Source organism: Algoriphagus terrigena DSM 22685 (assembly GCF_000429445.1).
Classification (GTDB): domain Bacteria; phylum Bacteroidota; class Bacteroidia; order Cytophagales; family Cyclobacteriaceae; genus Algoriphagus; species Algoriphagus terrigena.
Genome location: NZ_AUBW01000005.1, coordinates 34,019 through 47,029 on the forward strand (window position 1 = coordinate 34,019; position 13,011 = coordinate 47,029).

11 protein-coding genes are annotated in these 13,011 nt (G+C 40.2%); 4 read left to right on the forward strand and 7 right to left on the reverse strand.

Annotated elements, in window-relative coordinates:
• Positions 1–193: 193 nt before the first annotated feature.
• The 7 genes from G459_RS0104235 to G459_RS0104265 form a co-directional block, all read right to left on the reverse strand.
• The gene (locus G459_RS0104235; protein WP_051315060.1) at positions 194–775 is read right to left on the reverse strand and encodes an RNA polymerase sigma factor; all 582 of its coding nucleotides are present in this window, start codon (positions 773–775) and stop codon (positions 194–196) included.
• 69 nt (positions 776–844) lie between these two features.
• Positions 845–1,015: a hypothetical protein gene (locus G459_RS29785; RefSeq protein WP_157373271.1), complete on the reverse strand. Its 171-nt coding sequence runs from the start codon at positions 1,013–1,015 to the stop codon at positions 845–847.
• 274 nt (positions 1,016–1,289) lie between these two features.
• Positions 1,290–1,922: a response regulator gene (locus tag G459_RS0104240; protein ID WP_026966527.1), complete on the reverse strand. Its 633-nt coding sequence runs from the start codon at positions 1,920–1,922 to the stop codon at positions 1,290–1,292.
• A 65-nt stretch (positions 1,923–1,987) separates the two neighbouring features.
• A complete protein-coding gene (locus tag G459_RS0104245) occupies positions 1,988–4,984 on the reverse strand; it encodes a sensor histidine kinase (RefSeq protein WP_157373272.1) in 2,997 nt (998 codons plus the stop codon).
• 1,280 nt (positions 4,985–6,264) lie between these two features.
• The gene (locus G459_RS0104255; protein WP_035455176.1) at positions 6,265–7,104 is read right to left on the reverse strand and encodes an alpha/beta hydrolase; all 840 of its coding nucleotides are present in this window, start codon (positions 7,102–7,104) and stop codon (positions 6,265–6,267) included.
• 7 nt (positions 7,105–7,111) lie between these two features.
• Positions 7,112–7,504: a helix-turn-helix domain-containing protein gene (locus tag G459_RS0104260; protein ID WP_026966530.1), complete on the reverse strand. Its 393-nt coding sequence runs from the start codon at positions 7,502–7,504 to the stop codon at positions 7,112–7,114.
• A gap of 28 nt (positions 7,505–7,532) precedes the next feature.
• The gene (locus tag G459_RS0104265; protein ID WP_026966531.1) at positions 7,533–7,832 is read right to left on the reverse strand and encodes a type II toxin-antitoxin system HigB family toxin; all 300 of its coding nucleotides are present in this window, start codon (positions 7,830–7,832) and stop codon (positions 7,533–7,535) included.
• A gap of 486 nt (positions 7,833–8,318) precedes the next feature.
• Here G459_RS0104265 and G459_RS26775 point away from each other — a divergent pair, with 486 nt between their 5' ends.
• From G459_RS26775 to G459_RS0104285, 4 genes are all read left to right on the forward strand, one after another.
• Positions 8,319–9,176, forward strand: coding sequence for an ATP-binding cassette domain-containing protein (locus tag G459_RS26775; protein ID WP_051315061.1), 858 nt, complete (start codon positions 8,319–8,321; stop codon positions 9,174–9,176).
• Complete coding sequence (locus tag G459_RS0104275; protein ID WP_026966532.1) at positions 9,173–9,997, forward strand: hypothetical protein; 825 nt, start codon at positions 9,173–9,175, stop codon at positions 9,995–9,997. Before G459_RS26775 ends, G459_RS0104275 begins: the two co-directional genes overlap by 4 nt.
• Position 9,998: 1 nt before the next feature.
• Positions 9,999–10,379, forward strand: coding sequence for a GntR family transcriptional regulator (locus G459_RS0104280; protein WP_026966533.1), 381 nt, complete (start codon positions 9,999–10,001; stop codon positions 10,377–10,379).
• A 102-nt stretch (positions 10,380–10,481) separates the two neighbouring features.
• A complete protein-coding gene (locus G459_RS0104285) occupies positions 10,482–12,665 on the forward strand; it encodes a S41 family peptidase (protein ID WP_026966534.1) in 2,184 nt (727 codons plus the stop codon).
• The last annotated feature ends 346 nt before the right edge of the window (positions 12,666–13,011 follow it).

Genomic DNA, 13,011 nt, shown 5'->3' on the forward strand with positions numbered 1-13,011 from the left:
ATTTTTCAAAGACCTCTTCCATTTGGTAGAGGTCTTTTTCATTTATTTTTTTTCATAAGATCCTGAACTACCCGATCAAAAAAAGACGAGAACCCACAATCAGCGGTGGGGTTCTCGATCAAGTTATCCTGTTGCAAGGATATTGTTTTTTAAACCTGTTTTTTCAGGCTGGGTAAGCAAATTCAACTCAGTTTCAGTTTTGCCTCGGATCAAATTGAAGCAGTTTCTGAAGCTGTGCTCTTGCGCGACTGAGCTGGGACTTCGAGGTATTTTCGGAAATACTGAGTTGCTTTCCAATCTCTAGGTGACTCCAGCCTTCCAGCACGAAAAGTTCGAATACTTTGCGATAACCGGAGGGCAATTGCTGCATGGTATTGATCAGATCTTCCCAATGCAACCGGTCATCAGGACCGGAATGGTTTGCCGGGAAATTGATTTTTTCCAATGCAACTTCTTTCCACCAGTGCGATTCCTTTTCCAAATGCATCAGGCATTCATTGACAACGATTCTCCTGATCCACCCTTCAAAACTGCCGGTGTTTTTGAATTGAGAAATTCGTTCGAAGACCTTTCGAAATGCAACCAAAAGGACATCCTCTGCTGCGGCTGTGTCTTTTACATACCGAAAGCAAATGTTTCGCATTTTGGGATAAAGCCGATCAAACAGCTCGCGCTGAGTCCGGGAATTTTGAGCCAAACAGCCTAAGTAAAGCTCTTCAATTGGAATAATGGTAAGCGTGGGTATGACTTGCCATGTGGCCAAAGGGTTTTCCATAACAAATAGTTGGATAGTTTTCAAAAGTTGGTTTCATTTTCAAAAAGGGCCTTTGGTTGATAGAATCTTTCACGCTTTTCGGGACACCCTGGATGTGGGATTGACCTCACATAAATGTGTGGTTTTATACGCAAGAGATGCTTTGACAGGGGTTTTGTCGGGAGTGGTTTCCTGACTTTGTCCACCTATACAAACCGTCAAAGCCCAAACCAGCAAGATGATCTTAAAAAACGTCTTCATCTGTTCATATTTTGTTTTTCAGTGTCAGATGGAATCTCGCGTTTTGAATATTTATCCCTGTGGGACGTACTCATCACGCTCGATTTCATGTGATTATAATTTGTCCTTGATTTTCAATGAGTACAGGACAAAATTGATCAGAATAACACCTCACCGAAATCACATAAATGGGTGGAAAAAAGCGAGTTAAGATGTGCTTCCTTTAGAATATGTGATGCCTAAAAACGAAAAAAGCTCCATCGCTGGAGCTCAAAAAAGTATCGATAAAAATAGACTAGACGATGTTATCCCGAAAGGCCTTTGCAACGGCCTCACTTTTGGAGTTTACATGGAGTTTTTCATAGATCTTCTTGATATGGGACCGAACCGTATCCATGGCGATAAACATCTCCGAAGCGATCATTTTGTAGGAATACCCATTCACCAGCCATTGAAGCACTTCCTTTTCTCTTTCTGTCAGGTTGTAGTCTTTTTCAGCTACTGTGTTCAGTTGAGAAAACATCTTCAGAACTTGGGCGGCTACTGAAGAAGTCATGGGTGCTCCGCCGGTAGAAGCTTCCTGAATGTATTCAAGCAACCTGGCAGGAGGAGTTTTTTTCAAAATGTATCCGTTTGCCCCGCTTTTCAGCGCATCAAAGATGTTTTGGTGGTCATCGAATACCGTTAGCATTAGCACCTTGACTTGATCTTCTGTCTGTCGGATGATTTTTAATCCTTCCAATCCATTTACCCCCGGCATATCAATATCCATCAGGACTACATCCGGGCGGAAAATTTTGATTTCATGAGCGACGTTCGAGCAATTTTTAAAAGCGGCCAACACGCTAAACCCCTCACTCCCATCGATCAGCATGGTCAACCCTTCCCTGAGCTGGGGATTATCTTCGTATATCAGCAGCTTTATCATGTCTAAACAGAATAGTTAAAATTACGGAGGCTACAGCGCTCCATCAATCACATATTGATGTGGAATTATAGCGTTATTCTCAAAATCAACTCAGTTCCATCTCCCGGTTTTGAGTTGATTATCAGCGAGCCATTCAAATTTACAGCGCGTTTTTTCATGTTTTCCAGCCCATTGCCCTCATCGAGATCATTGATATCAAACCCCACCCCATAATCTTTGATCTTTAGGGTGAAGTAGCTTCGTTCCAAAGAAAATGAAATAAAAAGCCTTGTGGCTTTGGAATACTTCGCTGCATTGTTGATTCCTTCCTTGAATATCAAAAACAAATCCCGACGGGCATCCATGGTGAGTTTCATGCCGAAGACTTTTTCATCGATTTCCATGTTGAACAGGATGTCCTTGCTTTCCAGCGCTTGATTTGCAAATTCTCTCATCCGGGCAATGAGTTTTTCCATCGTATCATTTTGCGGCTTTATGCTCCACACGATGTCATCCATGGCTTCCATCATCCGCTGACTATTCTCTGAAATCTTGGAAATGTATTCGCTCGATTTGGCTGGATCGGTTCCGATTTTGGTTTTGGCCATGGAGCTCAGAATGTTGATCGTACTCAATGTAGAGCCCATGTCGTCGTGGAGATCTCTCGCCAGCCGAGTTCGGAGATTGACCACAGCTAGGATCCGATTGACATTCATGCGATAGATGAGGTAAACGATCCCTAGAAAAATCAAGCCTAGCAGAGCTTTGAACCACCAGGTCTGAACCAAACTTGGCTTGATCTGAAAAGGATAGGCAGCAATTTCAGAGACAACCCCAAGTTCATTGGCGGTTTTTACCTCAAACTGATAATCTCCAGGAGGCAAAAGAGAATAAACTGCCTGAAAACTCCCTTTAGCAACAACCCAATTCGGATCTGCTCCAACCAGCCGGTAGTGGTAAGAAAAGCGGTCCTGAAGCTGGAAATTGAGCAAATTGAAATCAAAAGTGAGGCTGTTTTCCTGGGAAGAAAATTCACGGCGGGACTTATCTACAGTGCCGTCTCCTACATATTCTCCAAATAAACTGACCGTCGTGATGGTCGGTTTGGGTGGAGAGAGATTGCGGTCGAACTGCTCCGGATCAAAAATCAGCAATGAATTATTGCTGACAAAAGCCAGTTGCCCATCTGAAAATTGGGTGCCGGAATAGCCATTTGTAGGAAGGCCTGCAAAGAAATGGTTTCTTCCAAAAGAAAAAAATGTATTGGTCAGCGCATCAAACCGCGTCATTCCGTTTTGAGTATAGATCCAAGCTAACCCCGAAGCGTCGGACTCAATATGTGAAATGGCATTGCTGGTCATTCCTTCAGAATAGGAAAACACTTGATTTTTATCCGTAACTGCATTGTACTTATTGAGCAGTTCAAAGCCCATGAGGAAAATACTGTCATTGAGCTGATGAATTCTTTCGATTTTATTTGAGCTGAGAATCCGGTCATCAAGATGCTTGATGACTTTTCCATCCACCGGATTTAACACATAAACTCCCTCGTTTACTGTTGCTGTCCAGATATTTCGATCCTTGCTTACGAGTAATTGGGGAATGGAGCCGCCCAATTTTTTAACTCTTCGAAAACCATCATTGCGAAAACCTTCCCCCGAAAAACTGACCACTAACCCATTTTGAGTACCAAACCACAAGTTTCCCTGATTATCCTGGTCGATCGTCCGGATCGTCGACTCTTCAAAGACCTCAGGATTCAGAAAAATGGATTTTTTAGTCTCTAAATCAATAATTTGAAGATTTCCTTTCTGCAATCCTACCCAAACTACTCCTCTCCTTTTATCCTGAAAAATATCCCAAACCTGCCGAAACTCTGGGCCTTGTGGTAAATTCCGCTGTGTCCACTCAGAATCTGTTTGTCCGGATTGAGGTTTATAGATTTTTATGCCTTTTCCCCAGCTTCCGACCCAAACGGTCGTATCACCTTGATAAATGACCTCTTCTACTGCCTGAAGTTCATTATTGCCTTCTTGTGTATTTAGCTGTAAAAAATAGATATCCGGGGTGTCAAAATGGATAAAATATAGCCCATGATCCGTCCCGAGCCACAATCCTCCTGAAGGGTCCCAAATTGCTTTGGATATCCTGTCAAAATTGAGATCACTTTGGACTAACCGAGAAAACCGGCCGGTTCCTCGATCAAAATCTGCCAAGGTCTGGATTCCATAGCGCCAAATTCGACCGTTTGGCAATTCAATGACCCCGTATGCTTCCTGGTAATTGTCATTTCCCGGATCGATTTCGGTAATGTGATTTTTATAACTATTTGTCTTTGGGTCGTAGGAAACCAAAAATTCATTTGGCCCCCAATAATTCACCCAAAAAAGTCCTTCCTGATCTTCATATACATTGACTACTTGCTTTAAACCAGAATTATTCAACAGCGGCAGGTTTTCAGGATTGTTGGTTGAGGTGTGGATCTTCCCCGTGTTAGGATCATAGACAGCAATCCCTTCCATGCAACTCACCCAATAGCGACCTTGTTTATCCTCAAATATTGAACTCGGTCGCCAACCGTCAGGGATTTTAATCGGTAAATTTTTATCGGTGATGACACCCTTTTCCTGATCAATCCACAGGATTTTGTCACCTTGAAAAATCACAAAGACATTTCCATTGCTATCTATCCAAAGGGATTCTCCCCTTGCTCGGGTTTGTTCATTTTCAAAGCCAAAAGGAGTGAACTGCTCCAATTCGGGAATATAGGTCCCGTATTCATTTCCGACCCTGAGCCACAATTTTCCGGTGGGATCTTCCTGAATTTCATATACCGGAAGGCTGGGCTGGGCCTTCCCTTCTTTTTTTATCTGATAGTTCATGAATTTCCGCCCATCAAAACGCTGCAGCCCGTTGATTGTGCCGACCCAAAGAAACCGGTTTCGATCCTGATGAATAGTGAGGACCTGATTCGCTGACAATCCCTCCGAAAGTCCAAATCGGTTTACAAAAAATCGCTTGGCTTCTGCAAAAGCCAATGTGGACAGTAACCCAAAAATGCAGATCAGGAATATTTTTTTCAAAAGTTTAGAATTGGCTTTTTTGATCCGACCCGACTGTGGTCATGCAGGTAAAATCGTACCACCTTAAAATTACAGGTTTAGCTAAATTTTAATTCACAAGGCCTCACAAATCACATTATTATGTGAGGACTATTCCGGCAATTTTCCGGGCTGAGTCAGGAGAATCCAGCATTGAGGAAAATCACCTTAGTGAGGGTTCAATTTTTCCTAAAACCACACCACCTTTATTCGACACGTTTTTTAAGGATCGATGCACTCAGCATCTTGCACTCAACGTCCAGCATTAATTAACTTGCTATGACCGGTGCGCTTGGAGCGGAGAACCCGTTTCCTCATTTATGCTGTAGCTCAGGTGATATGGATTGTATATATCCTTACCATTCGGTCAAAGAGAAAACCTAGACTTACAATAACGATTAACCGATATTTTCTATAAAAATTCAGCATCTTAATTTCAGCAAATTCGAATCTATTTGAATGGTTTGGAATTTGTCCTCTAACCTCTCAAAATTCGCCAAATGCTACCGTTTCACTGAGCATCGCCAATTAGCCGGCCACAAAATAAAAGCTAACGGCTGGACTCCCCTCTCTTCCAATCGGGTAATTCCTGTTGAATTCAAGTTCAATTGAAATGGATTCAAAAAATGAAGAATGAATCAAAAACTGGGACAAATTCTGGGACAAAAAATGGGACAAGTTTGAGCTATTCAAAACCAATTGGAATTAACGCGAATCCACAACCTGCATCAGAAACCCTATAAAACACAAAAAGTTGACCGTAAAACGATCAACTAATTGTTTAGTAGCGGGAACAGGACTATTTTATGGTATTGATTTATAGGAATTTATGAATATATGGGGACAAATCGGGGGACAGGTTCATTTTGCTTTTACAATTTTAAATTTATTTGAATCGTATCATTTTGAACCTCTTCAAATGTGCCCCTAATCGCCGTATAACCCATTTTGTGTTTTTGGTTTTTGAATGACCTTTTTTCTTTTTGATGTGAAAAGCAGAAAAAGACTCTATTCTGTGAGGGTCAAATTTTAGAAAATGAACCTTTGAAGTTTCTGCTTATTTGAATGTTTTCGCGTTTTTAGAATTGAACCCATTGGATGGTCCTTACTCTCATTGCCACTTCGTAAAATTCGTACGGCGCGAGGGGTACGAGCCGTACGAGGCGTACGAGTAAAGCACCTCTCCTTTTTCCTTTTGCTGTTTAACAATCATTCATTGGCTCTTTTACATAACAAGGTTTCCCGATTTGATTCCCTTTATGCTAACAAGCCGTTGCTTTTCCCAAAAATCTATCTACCTGATCCACAAACCATCCACCAAATCCCTTATTGTCATAATCCACCTGAAATCCGGTTAGGTGATCACCTTCATATTGGATTATCGAGCAATTAGTGCCAAGTTTCTCCTGAAATTTCAACGCTGAATTGTGAGTCGTAACATCATCATTCGATGCTGTTAGAATCAATAGGGGACAGTCGATGGATTCAATAGATTTTTTAAACTCACTGCTGTTTTCTGGAAGGAGAATCTCTTTACCTTGTTGTCTATAGTAGCCCACAATTCCATCCGGATCTGTAACAAAGCCTTCTCCAATGATAAAATCAATATGATCCTTTATCTGGGGATATGCCCTTGAGGCTATGGTTGTTCCCATCGACATTGCCCAGATTCCTAGTTTCTTGTTTGGGATCTCTTTTGAAATGGTTTCTACAACAGCTTCAAGATCCAAAGCAAATTCTTTATAGTAAAGGAGTTCCTTCTGAATTTCAAAATCTTGGCTTTTTCCGAATCCTCGATAATCAAATGTGACTACGGTATAGCCAGAGTTTGCTAAGATCATCGAATGGTAAACGAAATAGGACATATTCCCCGCATCGGGATAAGCTAGAATCAATACTGTGTCCTTGTCATTTTCCGGCTTGGCCTGGTAAATCCAAGTATTGATACGAAAACCATCACTGGTTTGGATGTCAAGTTGCTGGTAATTCCATTTGACTGAATCTGGGGTACGGATGTATTCTCTGTCTGGGTTGATAGCAAAGACGGGATTGACTTGAAATAACGTAATGATTAATATAAAAGCTGAGGCTATTCTTTTCATAGTAGGTTTATAAGCTTACTTTTTCCTGTTTTCCATCCAGCTCATACGGTTGGATAAGCACTTCAACCGGCAGCTTTAATAAAGGCGAGAGATTTCTGATCATTTCGATCGTCAGCGCCCTTTTCCTATTTAAAACGAGGCTGACCGTAGTTTTACTTCCAATTGCAGAGATGAGATGTTTGTCCTTAAAACCTTTTCTGTCCATTGTTTCTTTTATGGCCTCGATGGGATCAGGCAAGGCAATAGGGTAATGCTCCTTTTCGTACTTTTCAATTAAAGTCACCAGCAATTCTGCCTCCATCCCTTCGGCGCTGTCGGGATCTGCTTCGAAGATTTTAGAAAGCCGGGCAAGGGTTTCCTTATACTCTTTTTCTGTCGTAATTGTCTTTTCCCACTTCATGATTTCACTTTGATTTACGATTTTAAAATTATCCAACCGTACTTACGTCCACCTTGTCATATTCTGAGTGTGTCCCGATGAATTTAATAAAGACCCACTGCCTCAAATAGCTGATTTGAACGATTAACCGATATTTATTCCGTGCAATGTTAAACACCACCCGATTGTTTTTAACAGGATCTGCGTCCGGAAAATCCCGAACCACATCCGAAGGTTTTTGCCATACAGATTGTTTTGTGACAGCAATCCAGGTTTCAATGCTCGATTTTGAATCTGGATGCTTCTGGTAAAACTCCGTCAAATTTTTGATGGCAATAATGTTTTTCAAAGCAAGCTGTTTAATTAAACGGTCAAAGATGGCTAAAAGTTTTCAGTCTGAAAACTTTTAGCGTTAATTTCCCATTCTCTGGATCTCTAATGTCGATAAATCTCACCCAGTGGACATCCTTTACAGGAAACACTGAAACGCAATTCTCAGCTTTGGAAAATTAGACTCATTTAAATGGTTTCGACTTTGAATCCTCGAAAAATCCGTACGGTACGAGGTGTACGAAGCGTACCGAAAACGTAAGATCTACAAAAAGATAAAAAAAAGGAAACTTGCTGAAACCGAGAAGTAATGGATCTTCATTCTCTCTTTTCATGGATGGGAAGCTAAGGGGGCTTGACTCTCTGTCCAATCAAATGCAGTAGATCCAATCCCGCCATAAATTCCTAGCGCTGCAGACCTTGCTTGAATTTCGGAACTGATTTTTTTGATTTTTGAAATTTGTTTTTAGATTAGTGTCATAATACACTATGACAGCAAAACACTATGTTTATTTCAGTTGATGATCTACACTTTTCTTACTCCAAAAACAACGTGCTTTTCAATGGGTTGGATTGGAATTGTGCAGCTGGATCCATTGTGGGGCTCTTTGGAAAAAATGGAGCTGGTAAATCCACATTATTGAGGTTACTTATCGGATTGTTGTTTCCAAAAGGTGGCAGGGTGAAAATTGGCGATCACTATCCCAAAGAAAGAGAGCCGGATTTTTTAGAACAGGTTTATTTGCTTTCTGATGAAATGAAATATCCTGCTTCGATGAGAGTAAAGTCCTATGTAGAGACAATGGCTTCTTTCTATCCTCTTTTTAGCTTCAGTCAATTTGATAAAATTCTAATTGATTTTGGGATAGATAGGTCAAGCAAGCTGGGAGCACTGTCTCTAGGGCAACGGAAAAAAGTATTTCTTTCATTTGCTCTGAGTACCAACTGCAAGCTTTTACTGTTCGATGAGCCGACTAACGGCTTGGACATTCCTTCAAAAAGCGTGTTCCGGAAGGTAGTTGTTGGCAATCTAACAGAGGATCAAACGATGATTATTTCTACCCATCTCGTGGCAGATGTGGAAAAACTAATTGATAGAGTTGCAATTCTAAAAGAAGGAAAATTAGCGCTGGATGCCGATCTGATGGAACTCTCTGACAGATTTTATTTTGGCAATTCATCAGGGATGGAGGAAGGGGCTTTGTATTCTGAAAAGCACCTGACTGGGTACCAGTTCATCCGGGATAGAAAAGATCAAGAGAAACAAACTCCTATAAATCTCGAACTGCTTTTCAACGCCGTTCTGAACCGAAGTTTGGGTGAATATTCGATTTTCCAATCTCAAAACAGCTACGCTCAATGAATACGAATTCAATAAAACTGCACCGTTTGAAAAATCTTGCTCACTATGAATGGGCAATTGACAGGAAATTTTATCAACAAGGCATACTTGGCGTTTTCATATTCATAGTGGGTGTCTTTCTGACCATTTGGTTTAATAATATCAAAGGATTCATTTGGAGTTCCACGGATTACAATCAAATCTTTTTTGGGGGATTCATTTTTCTGTCAGTATTTGGAATTAGTCATAGTTTCATTGATCTCAGAGAGAAAAACACTTCCATTCGCTACCTCACTTTGCCCGCAAGTGCTATTGAAAAATACCTTGTTCAAGTTTGTTTCCGGTTGGTTCTGCCTCTAATTCTTTACCCCATTCTCTTTTGGCTGGGAGCAAATTTATCCGTAGATGCATATTATTTCATCCAGCATTCGCTATTGAATAAGACTTTGCTTCCTGAGATCGAAAAAGCAGAGATTTTGTATTTATACTGGATTCCAAAATCAAATATGGAGTTGGTGTATTGGGCCATTTTTGGTTCAATTGCTTTAATTCCCACGCTTATGTTCTTGGGAGGCATACTGTTTGGCAAGTGGAATTTTATTGTGATGCCAGCTGCTGTCTCAATAATCCTAGCATTGTTTTTAGGAAGTTATTTTGGCCTGAGTTGGCTTGTGAATGCAAGCGCATTTGGTGCAGAGGGTAATTACGCTATCCGATTTGATTATCCTGAGATTATGGATGGTGTACCCTTACTAGTATTTATTTTAACGATCTTGGTCTGGCTGGGCTTTTTCCTAACATTTCTATTAACCTATCTGAAACTTAAAGAACGCGAGGTTTAAGATGGAGTTTAGCGAATCAAAAAACATATTTCTCCAGATCCGAGATTGGATAGCCGACCAGATTCTACAAGGAAAAATTGTAGCAGGCGAGAAGATTCCTTCGGTACGAGAACTGGCGATGGATATGGAAGTAAACCGAAATACGGTGATGCGAAGCTATAGTTTTATGGAAGAGGAAGGGATTATCGAAAACAAGCGCGGAATAGGTTTTTTCGTAGCTGTAGATGCGAAACGAAATCTACTCAAAAAGCAAAAACAGACATTTTTAAAGGACGAATTACCTTCTATTCTACATCGGATAGAAGTGCTAAAACTTAATTCTGAGGATCTAAAAATCCTCATCCAAACCATTCAATCCAACGATCATGAAAACCAGCAATAAAATTATCGTATCCTTTTTGATTTTCGCTTGGCTTTGTTTTATGACTACTCTATTGATTTCTCATCGATTCGCTTCGTTGCCTATATTTTAAACTATTCCATCATGAAAAATATTTTTGTATTACTAATTCTATCTATATCTCTCAATTGTCATGCTCAAAAAGCGGACAAATTCAATCTTGGATTTGAGAATCAAGAGGAAGGGGATGCTCTTTCAACTGGCTGGTTCCAGTGGGGAGAATATTATTTGAGCACAGATTCTTCAAATTATACTGGAGAAAAGGCAGGAAAAATAGCTTCTGGGGATAAAGTCAATTCTTTTGGTGGAATCGCTTATAAAATTCCTGCCTACTATTCGGGTAGATCCATTACACTAGAAGGATTAATTAAGGTCAATCAGGTACAAAATGGTTATGCAGGCTTATTGATGCGAATTGACGGGAACGGAAGTGTTTTAGCTTTTGAAAATATGGAAAAGCAAAAGGTGACGGGAACAAAAGATTGGGAAAAGTATAGGATTACGCTTAATTACCCAGAACAGGCTGAGCAAATATTTGTTGCCGGGATGCTTATTGGAACAGGTGAAGCTTGGTTTGATGATTTTGTAGTAACTATTGACGGTGAAGATATCCAAGCAATTGAATTGCCTAATGCTATAAGCGATAATGAATTTGATCACGGATCAACTATTGAGCTTGGAGAATTGTCTGCAGAATATGTTTCGGATTTAGAGCTTCTTGGAAGAGTTTGGGGATTTTTGAAATATCATCATCCTGAGATCGCTTTGGGCAATTATAATTGGGATTATGAATTATTTAGATTCCTGCCAAAGTATATGCAAGCTTTTACTAGGAATGATAGGACGGATCTTTTGGTTGCCTGGATCGGTTCTTTAGGGCAATTGGAAAAATGTGAGACATGTGAAATTTCGGTTGAGAATGTATATGTTTCAACAGATTTAACATGGATTGAGGAACAGTCAGAAGATCTGAGAAATGCGTTGTTGACTGTATATGACAGTCGCGCACAAGAAGGTAATTTCTACGTGAGGATAAATCCCAATAACGGTAGCCCAGTTTTTACCAATGAAAATGGTCACACTCAAATGGCTTATCCAGATGATGGCTTTAGATTGTTGGCCCTTTTCAGGTATTGGAATATGGTCAACTATTTTTTTCCATCTAAATATTTAATGGACTATGATTGGGGGCTAGCCTTGAAAAAGTTCATTCCTGTTATCGTTGATGCAAAGAATGAACTAGAATACGAATTGGCTTTTCTTGAAATAGTGGAACATATCCAGGACTCCCATGCATATTTGGGCGGAGCTGCCGATCAAATACGTGCATGGAAAGGTTTGAATTTTCCGCCTGTAAAAGTGAATTTTGTAGAAGGCAAACTATTGGTAACGGAATATCATAGTCCAAGTCTAATGGAAAAAGTAGGGTTAAAGGTTGGAGATATTATTACTGAGATAAATGGTGAAAGTATTGAAGATATTATTGAAAAGAAATCAAAGTATTTTCCAGCGTCCAACCACCCAACAAAACTTAGGAATATTTCATCAGACATCCTACGTTCAAACTCTAGGGAGCTCTCCATTAAATATATATCGCAGGACTCAATAGAGCAAACTAAAACTATTGATTTATATCCGATCGACAGTCTTGAAGTTTCACAAAGAAAAGTTGAAAGATCCTACAAAATGATAAATGATTCTATAGGATATATTACCCTTGAGACGATTAAAGATGAGGATATTGCTCCTATTAAATCGCAATTCAAAAACAATACGGGGATTATTATCGACCTTCGAAACTACCCCGCACTCAATGTAGCCTATAAACTCGGGGAATACTTTGTCTCCTCTCCAACTCCCTTTGTGCAGTTTAGTGTAGGAATGGTGGGGAATCCCGGCACTTTCTATCTTTCAAACAGTATGGAATTAAAAAACAATGGAGAGTTTTACAAAGGGAAGCTAGTCGTGTTGGTTAATGAGGTAACCCAAAGTCTTGGTGAGTTCATCGCCATGTCTTTGCGGGCAGGAAACAATACTACAGTGATAGGAAGTACCACAGCCGGAGCAGATGGGGATGTGTCAACTATTATTCTTCCAGGCGGACTCCAGACCGGTATGTCAGGGGTTGGAGTTTATTATCCCGATGGAAGCGAAACTCAGAGGGTCGGGATTGTACCTGATATTCTAGTTACACCGACTATTGAAGGTATCAGAGGAGGCAGAGATGAATTACTAGAGAAGGCAATCAGGGTGATTTTAAATGACTGATCGTTTTGATATTTCTATTTAATGGAGAGAATCGTCCCAAGTAGAAATACTCTTCATCTCGACAGATTGATTCTCGAAAATTGAAGAGTCATAATTGGAAAACGAACCTTTGAAATTTCTGCATATTAAAAGGTATTTGAGCACAATAACTATTCAAGGATGGAAATTACTCCATGATTTCGAAACAAGTACAGCTCAACTTAAAAGAGCACGAGCAGCTTTTGACAGCTTTAAGGAAAAACATTTCAAAAATTGGGAAGACTGAGGAATGGTTTTTTGCGAGGTTTGACGAAAGTCAAAATGAGAAATAAAGCTAGAATCTACTTACCCTTCCCTTACACACTTT

Coding starts and splice junctions, on each gene's coding strand:
- G459_RS0104235 (WP_051315060.1), bottom strand. CDS start 775: ATGGAAAACCCTTTGGCCACATGGCAAGTCATACCCACGCTTACCATT.
- G459_RS29785 (WP_157373271.1), bottom strand. CDS start 1,015: ATGAAGACGTTTTTTAAGATCATCTTGCTGGTTTGGGCTTTGACGGTT.
- G459_RS0104240 (WP_026966527.1), bottom strand. CDS start 1,922: ATGATAAAGCTGCTGATATACGAAGATAATCCCCAGCTCAGGGAAGGG.
- G459_RS0104255 (WP_035455176.1), bottom strand. CDS start 7,104: ATGAAAAGAATAGCCTCAGCTTTTATATTAATCATTACGTTATTTCAA.
- G459_RS0104260 (WP_026966530.1), bottom strand. CDS start 7,504: ATGAAGTGGGAAAAGACAATTACGACAGAAAAAGAGTATAAGGAAACC.
- G459_RS26775 (WP_051315061.1), top strand. CDS start 8,319: ATGTTTATTTCAGTTGATGATCTACACTTTTCTTACTCCAAAAACAAC.
- G459_RS0104275 (WP_026966532.1), top strand. CDS start 9,173: ATGAATACGAATTCAATAAAACTGCACCGTTTGAAAAATCTTGCTCAC.
- G459_RS0104280 (WP_026966533.1), top strand. CDS start 9,999: ATGGAGTTTAGCGAATCAAAAAACATATTTCTCCAGATCCGAGATTGG.
- G459_RS0104285 (WP_026966534.1), top strand. CDS start 10,482: ATGAAAAATATTTTTGTATTACTAATTCTATCTATATCTCTCAATTGT.